At 53.7% G+C, this 15,411-nt stretch carries 13 protein-coding genes; 10 read left to right on the top strand and 3 right to left on the bottom strand.

The annotated features are described in order from the left end of the window. Window positions 1–68 precede the first annotated feature (68 nt). Entirely contained in the window at window positions 69–1,442 is a 1,374-nt protein-coding gene (locus Q1L85_RS09590; RefSeq protein WP_300427299.1) for an MATE family efflux transporter, read from the bottom strand. A gap of 16 nt (window positions 1,443–1,458) precedes the next feature. Further along, window positions 1,459–5,169, bottom strand: coding sequence for a methionine synthase (gene metH, locus Q1L85_RS09585; RefSeq protein ID WP_300432963.1), 3,711 nt, complete (start codon window positions 5,167–5,169; stop codon window positions 1,459–1,461). Window positions 5,170–5,320: 151 nt separating this feature from the next. On the opposite strand from metH, the gene nfuA reads away from it, so the two are divergent. Continuing rightward, window positions 5,321–5,911: a Fe-S biogenesis protein NfuA gene (nfuA, locus tag Q1L85_RS09580; protein ID WP_300427946.1), complete on the top strand. Its 591-nt coding sequence runs from the start codon at window positions 5,321–5,323 to the stop codon at window positions 5,909–5,911. 80 nt (window positions 5,912–5,991) lie between these two features. Here nfuA and Q1L85_RS09575 read toward each other — a convergent pair whose 3' ends face one another. Then, window positions 5,992–6,294, bottom strand: a complete 303-nt coding sequence (locus Q1L85_RS09575; protein WP_300432961.1) for a PilZ domain-containing protein — start codon at window positions 6,292–6,294, stop codon at window positions 5,992–5,994. Between the two features lie 199 nt (window positions 6,295–6,493). On the opposite strand from Q1L85_RS09575, the gene Q1L85_RS09570 reads away from it, so the two are divergent. The 9 genes from Q1L85_RS09570 to Q1L85_RS09530 all read left to right on the top strand — a co-directional run bounded on the left by Q1L85_RS09570 (window position 6,494) and on the right by Q1L85_RS09530 (window position 15,400). Next, the gene (locus Q1L85_RS09570) at window positions 6,494–7,666 is read left to right on the top strand and encodes a response regulator (protein WP_300427950.1); all 1,173 of its coding nucleotides are present in this window, start codon (window positions 6,494–6,496) and stop codon (window positions 7,664–7,666) included. Then, window positions 7,663–8,151 carry an STAS domain-containing protein gene (locus Q1L85_RS09565; RefSeq protein WP_300427952.1) on the top strand — a complete coding sequence of 163 codons (489 nt, stop codon included), beginning with the start codon at window positions 7,663–7,665 and terminating at the stop codon, window positions 8,149–8,151. The genes Q1L85_RS09570 and Q1L85_RS09565 overlap by 4 nt, the downstream gene beginning before the upstream one ends. Window positions 8,152–8,187: 36 nt before the next feature. Beyond that, window positions 8,188–9,213 (top strand): NAD(P)H-dependent glycerol-3-phosphate dehydrogenase, encoded by a 1,026-nt coding sequence (locus Q1L85_RS09560; RefSeq protein ID WP_300427953.1) that lies wholly within the window; start codon window positions 8,188–8,190, stop codon window positions 9,211–9,213. Between the two features lie 16 nt (window positions 9,214–9,229). Beyond that, the gene (gene sixA / locus Q1L85_RS09555; protein ID WP_300427954.1) at window positions 9,230–9,694 is read left to right on the top strand and encodes a phosphohistidine phosphatase SixA; all 465 of its coding nucleotides are present in this window, start codon (window positions 9,230–9,232) and stop codon (window positions 9,692–9,694) included. Window positions 9,695–9,798: 104 nt separating this feature from the next. Beyond that, the gene (locus Q1L85_RS09550; RefSeq protein WP_300427957.1) at window positions 9,799–10,590 is read left to right on the top strand and encodes an alpha/beta hydrolase; all 792 of its coding nucleotides are present in this window, start codon (window positions 9,799–9,801) and stop codon (window positions 10,588–10,590) included. Next, window positions 10,580–11,425 carry an alpha/beta hydrolase gene (locus Q1L85_RS09545; RefSeq protein ID WP_300427959.1) on the top strand — a complete coding sequence of 282 codons (846 nt, stop codon included), beginning with the start codon at window positions 10,580–10,582 and terminating at the stop codon, window positions 11,423–11,425. The genes Q1L85_RS09550 and Q1L85_RS09545 overlap by 11 nt, the downstream gene beginning before the upstream one ends. Further along, window positions 11,422–12,135, top strand: coding sequence for a DUF1461 domain-containing protein (locus Q1L85_RS09540; RefSeq protein ID WP_300432958.1), 714 nt, complete (start codon window positions 11,422–11,424; stop codon window positions 12,133–12,135). Before Q1L85_RS09545 ends, Q1L85_RS09540 begins: the two co-directional genes overlap by 4 nt. Window positions 12,136–12,137: 2 nt before the next feature. Further along, on the top strand, window positions 12,138–12,599 hold the full coding sequence (locus Q1L85_RS09535; RefSeq protein ID WP_300427962.1) for a hypothetical protein: 462 nt from the start codon (window positions 12,138–12,140) through the stop codon (window positions 12,597–12,599). 137 nt (window positions 12,600–12,736) lie between these two features. Continuing rightward, window positions 12,737–15,400: a DEAD/DEAH box helicase family protein gene (locus Q1L85_RS09530; protein WP_300427963.1), complete on the top strand. Its 2,664-nt coding sequence runs from the start codon at window positions 12,737–12,739 to the stop codon at window positions 15,398–15,400. The last annotated feature ends 11 nt before the right edge of the window (window positions 15,401–15,411 follow it).

Below are 15,411 nucleotides of genomic sequence, written 5' to 3'. Positions count from 1 at the left end.
ATGAGGGGCGATTAACAATACGCTAATACGGGTGCGATGATGCAGCAAGAAGTTTTGCGGACCTGTACCTACACCTTGATATGCGCCCAGTGTCTGCGGCTCCATATAGTGCCGTAGATTACTGCCAGAGATACCCGCTGAACCGCCTGAAGAATCCAGATGCCGGTCAGGCCGAAGCCCAGATACGGGCCAATCAGCCAGGCGAGCGGCAGGAAAACGATCCACTGCATCACCAGATTGATTTTAAGTACCTGTTTGCTGGCACCGGCTCCCAGAAGCGTCTGGTTGAATATAATGGAGGCGACTTCAAAGGCGATGGCGAACCCGAGGATACGCAATGGCCAGGTGCCAAGATCAATAAGCACTGGGTCATTGGTGAAAATATCGAGCACGGCGTGGGGGGCAATCCACATCGGCAGGCCGAGGACGGCCATGATCACCACTGAAACACGCAACACGTCCCAGCCCCAGCGATGTGCGTTTTCTTTTTCTTCGGCCCCCAGTGCATGACCGACCAGGCTGGCGCCGGCGATACCAAGCCCAACGGCGGGCATGATTAACATCAGCGATAGCTGGGTAAGGATATGGCCAATGGCCTGTTCCTGCGTGCCGATTAAACCGATGATCCAGAACAGTACGCTGAGCCCCAGAGCAAAGAGTGTCTGGCTGACTGAGTTTGGAATCGCCAGGCGCACGAGTTGGCGGATGGTTTTTCTGCTCAGATGAAACAGGGTATGGAAACGGTCGTCGCGGACGAAGGTGCGCCAGAAAAACAGGGTAGCCGCCAGCAGCAGCGAAGCTGCGGACCCCATACCGGAGCCTACGGCGCCGAAGCCTTCCCAGTACGTTGTGCCGAACAGGGTCAGACCAAAGATCAGGAAGTAGCTGAATACGATGTTGCTCAGGTGCATGATCAGGGCGATGCGCAGATACACACCACTTTCACCAATACCGCTCCAGAAGCCACGGAACACAAAGGTCATACCGACGAAGGTTAACGCCGCCGTCCGCCATGAGAAATAATCTGAAGCGACGGCGATCACTGCGGCATCGTCCGTATACAGTCCGATGTACTGCGGTGCGAAGGCTACGAAGAGCAGGGTCGACGGAATGCCGATCAGCAGGGTAAGGAGCAGACCCGCGAACAGAGGCTCCGTGGTTCTGGTGTGGCGTTTCGCGCCGTAATGGCGCGATACAATCGCCTGCACGGCTGCAGACAGCCCCATCATGACGGAAACACAAAGAAAGTTGGCGTAGCTGCCGATGCCAACGCCCGCGAGGGCGACGTCATTGAGCTGGCCTACCATGGCGGCATCGATCAGGTTGGTGATGCTCTGAGACAGCATGCTGCCTATGATCGGAATGCCGATCACCAGAATACGATTAAGCCGCGCCAGTTCGACGCGGCTTAACCTGGACAGCATCAGGCGACTGAACTGCATATCCGCTCAGGCCCTCTCAGCGGTCGTAGGAGAGGTTAGGCGCCAGCCAGCGCTCCATCTGCTCCAGATCCATGCCTTTGCGGGCGGCAATGTCAGTTACCTGATCTTTGTCGATTTTACCGAGGCCGAAGTATTTCGAGTCCGGGTGAGAGAAGTACCAGCCGCTGACAGATGCTGCTGGCGTCATGGCGAAGTTTTCAGTCAGAGACACGCCGGTGTTGGCTTCGCCCTCGAGCAGAGCAAACAGGGTGGTCTTCTCAGTGTGATCCGGACATGCAGGGTAGCCCGGTGCCGGGCGGATGCCGTTATAGGCTTCTTTGATGAGTTCTTCGTTAGTAAAGCTCTCATCGTTGGCGTAGCCCCAGATCTCTTTACGGACGATTTCGTGCATGCGCTCGGCAAAGGCCTCGGCCAGACGGTCAGCCAGTGCTTTCATCATGATGCTGTTGTAATCATCATGGTTAGCGTCGTATTCCTTCGCCAGCTTCTCTGCTTCGATACCTGCGGTCACGATAAAGCCACCGACGTAATCTTGCTGAGTGCCCTCTGGTGCCACGAAGTCAGCCAGAGAGTAGTTTGGCTGATCGTTTGGCTTATCCGTCTGCTGGCGCAGGTGGTGCAGAACGGCAATCTCTTCTGATTGGTCGTCGTTAAATACGACGATATCGTCTGTGCCACGACGGTTCGCCGGCCAGATGCCGACAACGCCACGGGCGTTAAATAATTTCTCGTCAATGATGCGTTGCAGCATGGCCTGAGCGTCTTTGTAGAGGTTGGTCGCGGCTTCGCCGACGACTTCGTCTTCAAGGATGCGCGGGAATTTGCCGGCAAGTTCCCAGGACATAAAGAACGGTGTCCAGTCGATGTACTTCGCCAGGTCTGCCAGATCGAAATTCTCGTAGACAGAAATGCCGGTTTTTGCCGGTACCGGTGGTACATAGTTATCCCAGTCACCTTTGAAGGCATTCTCGCAGGCTTTTTCGTACGGCAGCAGCGCCTTGGCTTTGCGGTTAGCGTTACGCTCACGCACTGCTACATACTCTTCGCGGCGTTCTGAGATAAACGCAGCCTTTGCTTCCGGGTTTACCAGCTTCTGAGCAACGCCCACCGCACGGGAGGCATCCGGAACGTATACGGCAATATCGTTTTTGAACTGCGGTTCAATTTTCACTGCCGTGTGTGCTTTAGAGGTCGTCGCACCACCGATCATCAGCGGCAGGTGGAAGTCGAGACGCTGCATTTCACGGGCAACGTGAACCATCTCATCCAGCGACGGTGTGATCAGGCCCGACAGGCCGATGATGTCGCAGTTTTCTTCTTTCGCGACCTTCAGAATCTTGTCGGCAGGTACCATCACGCCCAGATCGACCACTTCAAAGTTGTTGCACTGCAGCACCACGCCCACGATGTTCTTACCGATATCGTGTACGTCACCTTTTACGGTTGCCATCAGGATCTTGCCCTGAGACTCAGACTTGCCGTCTTTTTCAGCTTCGATATAAGGCAACAGATACGCCACGGCCTGCTTCATTACGCGGGCGCTTTTTACCACCTGAGGCAGGAACATCTTACCCGAGCCAAACAGGTCGCCGACCACGTTCATGCCGTCCATCAGCGGGCCCTCGATCACCTCAATCGGGCGGTCGAACATCTGGCGCGCTTCTTCGGTATCTTCCTCCACGAAGGAGTTAATACCTTTTACGAGGGCGTGAGTCAGGCGCTCGGCGACGGGCAGCGAACGCCACTCTTCGGTTTCTTTCTCCTGAACAGAACCGTCACCACGGTATTTTTCTGCGATTTCCAATAAACGGTCAGTGCCGTCTTCGCGCTTGTTCAGAATCACGTCTTCAACGCGTTCTTTCAGTTCTGCTGGCAGGTCGTCGTATACCGCCAGCTGACCGGCGTTCACGATACCCATGCTCAGGCCGTTCTGAATGGCGTGGTAGAGGAAGACCGAGTGAATTGCTTCACGTACCGGCTCGTTACCACGGAACGAGAAGGATACGTTACTCACACCACCAGAGATCTTGGCGTGTGGCAGGTTGTCAGTGATGTACTTACAGCTATTGATGAAATCGACAGCGTAGTTGTTGTGTTCTTCGATACCTGTGGCCACGGCAAAAATGTTCGGGTCGAAGATGATGTCCTCGGGCGCGAACCCCACTTTGTCGACCAGTACGCGGTACGAGCGCTCACAGATTTCATTCTTACGCTGTTCAGTATCGGCCTGACCGGTTTCATCAAACGCCATCACTACAACGGCAGCGCCATAACGCTTACAGCGCTTGGCTTTTTCGATGAACTCTTCTTCGCCTTCTTTCAGCGAGATAGAGTTAACGACCGGCTTACCCTGAATGCACTTCAGGCCGGCTTCAATGATTTCCCACTTGGACGAGTCAACCATCACAGGAACACGTGCGATGTCAGGTTCAGAGGCGATCAGGTTCAGGTAACGAACCATGGCCGCTTCGGAATCCAACATGCCTTCGTCCATGTTGATGTCGATGATCTGGGCGCCGTTCTCAACCTGCTGGCGGGCGATTTCCAGCGCCTCGTCGTAGTTTTCTTCTTTTATCAGGCGCTTGAACTTCGCCGAACCAGTAACGTTGGCGCGCTCGCCGACGTTAACAAACAGGCTGGTTTCGTCGAAGTTGAACGGCTCAAGGCCAGACAGGCGACACGCTGGCTTGATCTCAGGAATGGTGCGAGGCTTGTGCTTCTTCACCGCATCGGCAATCGCCTTGATGTGTGCCGGAGACGTACCGCAGCAACCGCCAATGATGTTCAGGAAGCCACTGGCTGCGAATTCTTCTACGATGACCGCCATTTCTGCTGGTGACTGATCGTATTCACCAAACTCGTTGGGCAGTCCTGCGTTCGGGTGGGCTGACACGTAGCAGTTAGCTTTGTTTGACAGCTCTTCGACGTGCGGGCGCAGTTCTTCTGCACCTAAGGCGCAGTTCAGACCGATGGTCAGCGGCTTGGCGTGGGCCAGTGAGTTGTAGAAAGCTTCTGCGGTCTGGCCAGATAGGGTACGACCAGAGGCATCGGTAATCGTACCCGAGATCATGATCGGCAGCTCTTCGCCGCGTTGCTCGAAGACTTCCTGGACAGCAAATACGGCGGCTTTAGCGTTCAGGGTATCAAATACGGTTTCGATCAGAATGATGTCTGCGCCGCCGTCCATCAGACCTTCGGTGGCCTCGATGTATTCTTCGACCAGCTGGTCAAACGTAATGGCACGGTAACCTGGGTCGTTTACGTCAGGTGAGATAGAGCAGGTCTTACTGGTAGGGCCGAGAACACCAGCAACATAGCGCGGAATACCGGTCTCAGCTTCGACTTCGTCAGCGACCTTCCGGGCAACGGCTGCCGCAGCGCGGTTCAGCTCGGGCACCAGGTCTTCCATGTCGTAGTCGGCCTGGGAAACGCGGGTCGAGTTGAAACTGTTGGTTTCGACGATGTCGGCACCGGCGTTGTAATACTGGCGATGTATGCCAGCGATGATGTCAGGCTGAGTCAGCACCAGCAGGTCGTTGTTGCCTTTGACCTCCTGAGGGATGTCGGCAAAGCGCTCTCCGCGGTAATCCTTCTCTTCCAGCTGGTGGCTCTGGATCAGGGTACCCATGCCGCCATCAAGAATGTGAATACGCTCCTGCATATTCTTTTTCAGGGTGGCAATTCGCTGCTGACGGATCTCGGTTAAATTCTGGTTTTGCTGACTCATAACACTTCTGGTAACTGACAGAAAAATGGCGACGGATTGTACCAGAGGTGGATTGGGTTGTCTTTCTGGAGGAACCTGAGCGTTTTACTTGGGTATTCCGGACTTGCCCCCATTTCGCTACAATAGGCCCCAGTTTTCCAAAGGTATCGCTATGAGCACTTACGTCGAAATCACTCCGGATGCTGAAGAGTATCTCGCAGAGCTTCTTTCCAAGCAGACTGTTGAGGGTATGTCAGTACGCATTTTCATTACCCAGCCCGGGACTCGCTATGCTGAGACCTGTCTGGCGTACTGTCGTCCGGACGAAGTGAACCCGACAGACGAGCTGCAGCAGATGGAAAAGCTGCGAGTGTATGTTGAGGCCATGAGCGTTCCTTACCTCGAAGAGTCAAAAATTGACTTTGCCAAAGACCGTATGGGCGGACAGCTGACGATTAAGGCGCCGAACGCGAAAATGCCGAAGGTGACTTCTGACAGTCCGGTCGAAGAACGGATCAATTATATTCTGTACACCGAGATTAACCCGGGACTTGCGTCCCACGGTGGCGAGGTAAGCCTGGTCGAGGTGACAGAAGAGGGTGTGGCGGTACTGAAATTCGGTGGCGGCTGCCAGGGTTGCAGCGCGGTTGATATGACACTCAAAGACGGCGTTGAGGCGACGCTGATCTCGAAAATTCCAGAGCTGTCTGGCGTCCGGGATATTACTGATCACTCTCAGACTGAAAACGCCTACATCAAATGATTGGCTTACCCGGGGTGATGGCGTCACCCCGGAGCCGCTACCAACCGTAACAGCGCATCCCGCGTGTGTGGGACTCCTGTCTAGCAAAGCATTTCAATGGTGGCGCCAGCGCGATACGTATTGGCGCCCAATTCGGTGATCCGGCAGACCTTTATTCTTGCCATGAGTGGGGTCACCGGCCCGCCACCTGGCTCCAGGAGAAACTCGGCCTCCATTCCATCGAACGGTGCTTCGTGTGTCTCAAACTGAACTCCGTGACTGCTCAGATCTATGCAGGTGACCGCAACTGAGGCTCCGTCGTCGAGTGTCAGGCGGGCAGGTGCATCGACCTGCATACGGATGTAGCGGCGTTTCTCTTCATACCGGCGGGCGGTTGTTCGCATTGCTCGTTGTCCTCCGGGTCCGGGGAGACAGGCCAGTACAGCTACCTGTCGGTTTTTTGTTCTTGTCTTTGGTGATTGCAGGGTTCGTGCCATCTGGCGGCATGTCAGCTTTGAATGGCAGGCTTGTCTGTTTTCCGTTGCACCTTGGCGAAGATGAGGGTAACGTTCGCCCATGTTTCAGGTCCCCGGGGAGACGCTGATGGCCGCAACTGTGCTGGTCATTGACGATGATTCGACGGTGCGCGACAGCATCGTTGCTTATCTGGATGATTGTGATTACCAGATGCTTGCGGCGGCTAATGCTGCTGAGGCTCTGTCTGTATTGTCGGAAAACCGTCCCGACGCAGTGATCTGTGATCTTAAGATGCCGGGCATGTACGGTATTGAGCTGCTTGAGAAAATTAAGCAGCAGTACCCGGATCTCCCGGTCATCGTTGTTTCAGGCGCAGGTGTAATGGACGATGTCGTCCGGGCCCTGCGACTGGGTGCCGACGATTTTCTGGTGAAGCCGATTATTGACCTGGAAGTACTGGTTCATTCGCTGCGCAAAGCGCTCGACAGGGTCAGGCTGGAGCAGGAAAACACGGCTTACCGCGAACACCTCGAAGTGACTAACCGCGAGTTGAGGCTCGGCCTGGAAGAGCTGCGCGCAGACCAGCTGGCGGGCCGACAGGCGCAGCTGCGCATGCTGCCTGACCCCCTGACCATGAGCGATGTCTCATGTGAGCACCAGATTCACCCTTCATTGCTGCTCAGTGGCGATTTTCTCGATTACTTTGAACTCGGCGAAGACCGGCTTGTTTTTTACATCGCCGATGTTTCAGGCCACGGGGCATCCTCTGCGTTCGTGACCGTGCTGCTGAAAAACCTCACTTATCGCCTGCGTCGTAATTTTCATCGTGGCTCCAGTGATGACCTGCTGAACCCGGCAATGGTGCTTGAGCGGGTTAACAAGGAGCTGCTGGCATCCGAGCTGGATAAGCATCTTACGATGTTTTATGCGGTACTCTGTCTGCGGACCAATACGCTGTTTTACAGCGTTGGTGGCCATTACCCGATGCCTGTGCTGGTCGATGGGGATGACACCCGTTTTCTTGAGGGGCGGGGGATGCCCGCGGGACTTTTCCGCGATGCTGTGTACAAAGAATATACGATGGCCCTGCCGGAGAACTTTCGTCTTATGTTGTTTTCTGACGGAATACTGGAAATCATCGACGAATCGTCCTTGAATGATAAAGAGACAATATTGCTCTCACTAGCCCGGGAAAGTCGTGGCGACCTCACCACCTTCTGGTCACTTGCGGGTGTTCAGAATCATGATGAGGTGCCTGACGACATAGCGGTGGCAACAGTGAGTCGGGGCAAAATATGACATCAGGCAGCGTTGAAGTAGCTTACGAGCAGAGCACCCATGTAATCCGGCTGGTTGGGGATGTGAGGCTGAATCTGTGTTCGGCGCTCGAGACTTACGTCGATGACATTCTGCGCAAGGGTGGTTTCGAAAACATAGTGATTGACCTGTCGGCCGCAGAAGGCGTGGACAGCACAACCCTTGGTCAGCTCGCAAAAATTTCAATTCTGTGTCGTGAAGAATTCGACATCACGCCTACGATCAGCAGCCCGAATGAGGGGATCACCCGCATCCTTCTCAGCATGGGCTTTGATCAGGTATTTCATATCGTGGACACCGAAATCAACGATGACGCTACCTTCCGTCGGTGGGTGGTGGACTCCGTTGACGAAGAGTGCGCCCGGGATCAGGTTATCGATGCGCATAAAGTATTGATGAGCCTGAACGACAAAAATAAAGAAACCTTCCGTGAGCTCGTCGATACCCTCGAGGCTGGTCGTCGCTGATTACGGAGCCGGCTACAAAGAATTCAGGGGGTTCATGTGGCAATCAAGCGCGCTGCCGTCATAGGCGGTGGTAGTTTTGGTACTGTTGTTGCCAATATTCTCGCCGATAATAACGTCTCAACTGTTCAGTATATGCGTAACCGTGAGGTTGCTGATGCCATTAATCAGGATCATTGCAATCCGGATTACCTGCCCGGTGTCACGCTTAATGACACTCTGACTGCCACCACCGATCTGGAAGCTGCGGTAGCCGATGCGGATGTGATTTTCGTCTCTGTGCCCAGTAAGTTCGTGCGTCAGGTTGTCTCATCCTTTGCCGCTACGCTTAAGCCGCACCAGGCCCTGGTCAGCACCACCAAGGGGATTGAGCCCGATCGTTTTCTGCTGATGAGTCAGGTGTTGCAGGAGCTTTGCCCGCAGAATCCTGTTGCCGTGATCAGCGGGCCTAACCTTGCCAAGGAAATTGCGAAGCGAGAGTTGGCGGCAACGGTTATTGCCAGTAAAAACAGTGAGTTGCGACGTAATCTTCAAGAATCTTTGAGCTGTAGTTACTTTCGGGTTTACGCCTCCGACGACCTGTATGGCGTTGAACTGGGCGGTGCGCTGAAAAATATCTACGCCATCGTGTCAGGCTTTGTTGCAGCCCTGGGGATGGGGGAGAACACAAAGGCGATGATCATCACGCGCTCGCTGGCTGAAATGAGCCGGTTTGCGGAAGCGCTGGGGGCGAACCCTCTGACGTTCCTCGGTCTTGCCGGTGTCGGTGACCTGGTGGTGACCTGTATGTCTCCATTGAGCCGCAACTATCGTGTCGGCTACGCCATCGGGTCAGGGCAGTCTCTGGAAGAATCCGTCGATGAACTGGGTGAAGTTGCTGAAGGGGTGAATACCCTGCGCTATGTCAGGGAAAAAGCGCGCGAACTTGGTATATATATGCCCCTTGTTATGGGGGCGTACGAAATTCTCTTCAATGCAGCTGATCCTAAGCAGGTCGCCAAAGGCCTGATGACAGGAGCGTTTGCATCCGATGTAGAGTTCGCATTGCCTAAGCACGAAATCTGAAAAGCGGGCAATCGAGATGTCGGTAAAACTGATCATCATCCGTCATGGCGCAGCAGTTGCTGGCGCAGATCACGACTCAGAGCGTCGCCTGACGCCTGAAGGGGAGGTTCAGGCAGCTCATGCGGCGGCCTGGGTCGCAGGGCGCTTACCTGGTGCAAGAATTCTGTCCAGTCCATACCGTCGCGCTGTACAGACGGCAATGGAGGTTGCCCGTGCACAGGACTCCCGCATACATGAGACGACCGACCTAACCCCGGATAAAGCTCCTTCACAGATTGTCGACTCGCTGCTCGACTGTCAGCACGACGTGGTGTTGGTATCACACCTGCCGCTGGTCGGTCGACTTGCTGCCTTGCTGACCGACGGCCAGATCTATGATCAGCCCTGGTCAACGGCAGAGTGCTGGTTGTTAGAGGGCGATCTGATTGCCCCGGGCTGTATGCAGGTTGTTTCTGTCTGGTATCCCGGTCTTGAGTACTGAGTCCGGAAATAATCTGACAGCCCATCACTGATATCGGAAACTTTTTACCTTGAGTTGATTAAAACTCGGGGGTACCGTGTTTTCTTTTGTGTTTTCAGTGGTTTATGAAAGACATTCTGCATTTTGCCCATGCCAATGGCTTTACCGGTGGCACCTATCGCGTGTTGACCGATCGTCTGAGTGAGCATTATCAGGTTCACGCCATCGACAGGGTTGCACACAACCCTCGCTTTCCTGTGACGGACAACTGGGGGTTTCTGGTAGATGAGATGATTCATCATTTCGAAACCAGTTTTCACCAGCCAGTGATTGCCGTCGGCCACTCACTGGGCGGGGTTCTGAGTCTGCTGACGGCCCTGAGACGCCCGGATCTGGTTAAGGCCGTTGTGATGCTGGATTCGCCGGTCATGACCCCGGTGCAGGCGCACGGTATGCGCTTTATGAAATTTACCGGTCTGAATGAGCGGGTTTTTCCTATCCGCCGGATCGAGGAACGTCAGACAGAGTGGCAAAACCTCGATGAGGCGCGTGATTACTTCCGTGGCAAGTCACTGATGCGCGATTTTGATCCGCGTTGTCTGGATGACTACATCACCAGCGGTACGGATGAAGAGGGCGGGCGCCTGATTCTCCGCTATGTGCCGATGCTTGAAGCTAATATCTGGCGTACCATTCCACACAATATTCACACCCTGGGGCGCCTGAAGGTTTCTGGTGCGGTCATTGGTGGTCGTAGCAGCGAGTATTTTAAGCGCCTCAACGGTGCTTACATGAAAAGTCGTCTTGGAATGAAACTGAAATGGACCGAAGGAGGTCATATGTACCCACTCGAGCGCCCGGACGAGACGGCAGATCTTATTCATCAGGTCGTCGGCGAGCTGATTCATGGTCGCTGATTTCTATTGCGAGGCTTCGGGGCTTGCCGGGCAGAAGTGGGGGGCTAACTCTGCTGAGGACAGTCTTCCTGTGGTTGCCCTGCATGGTTGGCTGGATAACAGCGACAGCTTCCGTCTGCTTGCGCAGCAGCCCGGCTGGGATACCTTTGTCGCGCTGGACCTGCCAGGGCACGGTGCCTCACCCTGGAAACCTGCGGGCGCGGATTACGCGATCTGGAATTATACGGGCGAACTGAGTCGCCACCTCTCAACTTACGCAGCCCCTGTGCACCTGATCGCGCATTCCATGGGCGGCTCCGCTGCGCTGTGTCTGGCGGCAGCGTTTCCGGAACTCGTTCGTTCTCTGGTGTTGATAGATTCCCCCGGGCCAATTATTACGCCTGAAAACATGATGGCGAAGCAGCTCCGGCAGGGGGTTGAAGCCAGTTATGAAGAGAAAGAACCGAGAAGGATGGCAGCGACTGAAGACGCGGTTGCTGTACGAAAGAAAGCAACACCCCGGGTGGGTGATGCTGTGCTTGAAGCGCTGGTTTTGCGTAACATCAAACCGGCTGGAGATGGGTTTGTCTGGCGCACAGATCCGCGTCTGAAGCTTGCGTCCAAGCTGCGGCTGACTGAATCACAGGTGGCAGGACTTATGGGGTCAGTTGAGTGCCCTGTGCTGGCAATCCGGGCAATCAATGGCATGATACCCACCGGATTGTTTGAGCAGCGCGTGGCGTATCTTAAGCAGGCAAAGGCGGTTGACCTCGCAGGTTATCATCATCTCCACACCGAGGATGACGTGGCTGGGCCACTTGCCAGTATGATTCAGGAGTTTCAGGAGACGCTGTGAAGTTAACGGATGGTATGTGGGGCGTTGTCCTGTTGGCAGGCCTTCTTGCCTCACTGGCCACTGGCTGGATGCTGCATAAACCGGTCGATTATGGTTATGGCTTCTGGTACGACCAGATGGAAATTGACCAGCATATTGAGCGTTATGGCCCCAAAAATCGTTATATCCGTGGGTTTAACCATCTGACGCGTGACGATCATCTGGCGCTGTTTGGAGGAATTGTTGATGCCGTACACAGCCAGGGGCAAGGATTACGCGAACTGGAGTTTACTGACCGGTATGGCCGGACAAAGCCACTGCTACGCGAGCCTGAAGTTGTTCATCTTCAGGATGTCGCCAACCTGATCGATGTGCTGTCCGTTGCAGGCGCGATCAGCCTGCTTGTCGCCGCGGTTGGTTCTTTCGTTCTGGCGCGGCGCCGGATAGCTATTCGCTGGAAGCAGCAGGGTCTGCTTCTGGGAGGCCTGTTAGGGGGGCTCGGGTTGGTGCTGGTGGTCGCTGGCCCTACTGCCGTCTTCTATCAACTGCATGTCTGGATCTTTCCCGATGATCATCAGTGGTTCTTTTACTATCAGGAGTCTCTGATGAGCACCATGATGAAAGCGCCAGATCTGTTTGGTGGGATAGGGGCGACGATTGGGGTAGTCGGTATCTTACTCTTCAGCTTATACCTGCTCTTGATTGGTCGTCTGGTTAATCGACCGCAATGATTGTGCAACGTAAAGTCGCTGGTATGTTGTGTGTGCCGGGTGGGATTTTCTTGCTTGTTCTTTGCCTGTGCTTTGCTTTCTCGGATTTTCTTAAAGAGATTGCGGGCGCTTTCATTGCGTTTTCTGTAATTGTCGTGCCCGTATTAATACTACCTTCAGTTTTACTCGCAATTGCGAGCTATCTGAGGTGGATGGATGTCAGGCCGTATCGTAGTTTTCGACAGTGGCTTAAACCCTGGGGTCTTGCGCTGCTGCTTTCGATGACTTCCTATCATCTGCTTTTTTATTTTGCATTGAGTGCTGATGATCCAGATGGTATCGCAGGTGCAACTGTCTATTTTGCGGGTGTTGCTGAGGTACTTCTGAGCCCCGTTTGGATAGCTCTCAGCGCTCTCTGGTACACGCAGGTTTCCGCTTGGGCTCTCGCGAAATCTCCAGACTTTAAAACCCCGGCTCCAACATAAACTCCATGTGATTTAGGCTGTTGTCTTAGTCCAGCCTAATAATTCGCGCAAAGTAGGCGGGCTCGATCTTTTGTATTTGCTATAGTTCCCGGCTCGAATGTTTTACCAAAAAGGGAGTTGTGGTGGTTTTCGATACGATGCAGTTCAGATTTTCGTGGCGTCCTTATCAGCAGCGTGTTCTGCAAGCAATTGATGATCACCTGGATGATAACCGGCTGCATATTGTTGCCGCCCCGGGCGCCGGTAAAACCGTCCTGGGTCTGGAAGTGTTCCGGAAATTGCGTCGCCCGACTCTGGTGCTCTCGCCCACCCGTATCATCAGGGATCAGTGGATACGGCGTCTCACAGATTTCGGGGTGGAAGGTGATCCGTATGATCTTCCCTGGATAAGTTCTCATCTATCCCGACCTGCTTTGCTGACGTCTGTGACCTATCAGGCTGTACACGTGAAAGCCATGAAAAATGGCGCTCAGGTACAATCAGATGAAGAAGACGAACCATCTGAAGGTGACGGTAAGAAGGCGATTCCCGATGCTGAGGCGTTGCTGGAAGTGATTGCTCAAGGCGGCATAAAAGTCGTCATCCTCGATGAGGCTCATCATCTAACCGCCGAGTGGTGGAAAGCACTGAAAGCCGTTACGGCCTCGGTTCCGGACCTCATTCTTGTGTCACTTACGGCTACGCCTCCCTATGATTCTCTGGATGCCTCCTGGGAGCGCTACACCGAATTGTGCGGCCCTATCGATGAAGAAATTTCTATTCCTGAGCTGGTCAAGGCTGGAACGCTATGTCCTCATCAGGATTATGTCTGGATGGTCAATATCGACCGTACCGAACAACAGCGTATTTCTCAGTTTATGGATGGCGTTGCACTTGTCTGCCGTACGTTATTTGACGACGACGATTTTATCCTGCTTGTGCGGGAGCATCCTCTGCTGACTGATCCATCTTTGCTGCAAAGAATCTCAAAGCGCCCCGAGAGTCTTATTGCACTGCTGTCGTTTCTTAACGAAAAAGCCTTGCTGGATACGTCTTACGATCTCGCCCAGTTTGACCTGACGAATGACGATATTCCTGAGCTGACCAGGCGCTGGTGGCAGGTGCTGCTTGAGGAGCTGCTTACAAGCAACGATATAAAATACGAAGCCGCGGAACATTCAGAATATCTGATCCGCCTGCGCAAGCATCTGCGCTCGGTCGGCCTGATGGCCGGTCGGTCTGTGACCATTGATCGTTCCCATTTTATCGAGCGCTCGCTGTCGATGAGTTCGTCAAAAATCGGGGCTTGTGTCGATATTCATGGTAAAGAATGGTTCGCGCGTCAGGACGGGCTGCGTCAGGTAATTATGCTCGACTATATCCGCGATGATGAAATGGTTTCAGGAAAGCAGTTAGGGCAACTACGGCTTGGTGCTTTACCGGTCTTTGAGGCGTTGATCGCCAGTTCGCCCATTGCAGCGAAGGTTGGCCTGATCAGTGGTCGGGTTAGTTTTCTTCACGCCGCAGTAATAACCCAGCTGGCTAGTGCAGGGAAGATAGATGACCTGCTTCTGGAGCGGCCCGAGGCATTCCCTGGTTATGTGAAAATATCAGGCAAGCTGAATCGCATTACCGAAGTGGTTACTGAGGCATTGGAGCAGGGGTTGATTCAGTGTCTTGTTGGGACTCGTGCTTTGCTTGGTGAGGGGTGGGATGCGCCTTGTGTCAATTCATTGATTCTTGCGACAGGGATTAATTCTTTTGTTCTCACCAATCAGATGCGTGGCCGGGCAATCCGTATCGATCGGGAGAATCCTGAAAAAGTCAGCTCGATATGGCATGTGGTAGCGGTGAATCAGACTGACGATGAGCTGGCTTTTTTTGATTATTTCTCGCTGATGCGTCGATTTAATCTGTTTGCCGGATTGTCAGAGCGCGCGGATGAGATCTTCAGTGATTTTACGCGAATCGAGACATTTCCACTTAAAAAATTATGGCAGCGGCATACAGCTCCGTTTGATCCTGTAAAGCATAACAATGACACGATGCATGAGCGCTTCCGAAAGATCGACAGTGTGCGGGAACGTTGGAAAAGAGCCCTTAATAAAGGGACAAAAGAAATATTGCGGCCAGTGGTAGCGACTGACCTTGCACCTGATATCCGCTGGTTGCATGTAAAAAACACCGTTCGCTCTTTGCTTTTCCTGTTGGCTCACACATTGGCGATTTCTGTGAGTTGGGTGCTATCTGTGCGAGTGCATAGTGTAGGTGTTTTGCTGTTTTTGCTTGGAGTGGCTGTGTTGGTCACTTTGCTGTGGCGTTTGCCTGAAACGATGAAATTACTTCGGATAGGGCTGTTTCATCTTCCTGTTGGGGGATCTCTGAAACAGATTGGTGAGGCGACTGCTTCCAGTCTCTGTGAGGTGGGGTACATTGAAACCCCAAGAAAACAACTGTTCGTAGACCGGATAAAGCACGCCGATGGCACCTGCTTCGTTGGGATGTTGGGCGGTACCTTTTACGAATCGTCCATGTTTTCTGATGCTCTGGCTGAGGTCGTCAGTCCGATTGATTCACCAAGGTATCTGATCAGGCGAAAGGGGAGTCATGGCCGTTCTGATTATCATGCAGTGCCGCTTAAACTGGCGCTGAATAAAGGCAGTGCAGAGGTATTTCTCAAAAATTGGGTGCACTATGTCGGGCCGGCAGAGTTGATCTATACCCGAACTGCAGAGGGGCGGAATATTCTGGCGAAGTCGCGCCTCAAGGCATTTTCATCGGCATTTGCTCGGGAGGTTCGCCGGGAGGATCAGTGGCTTTGATTGCTGGTTTT

Origin of the sequence: uncultured Thalassolituus sp. (assembly GCF_950066645.1) — a bacterium.
Taxonomy (GTDB): Bacteria; Pseudomonadota; Gammaproteobacteria; order Pseudomonadales; family Oceanobacteraceae; genus Thalassolituus.
This window is presented reverse-complemented; position numbering and strand designations above follow the sequence as displayed.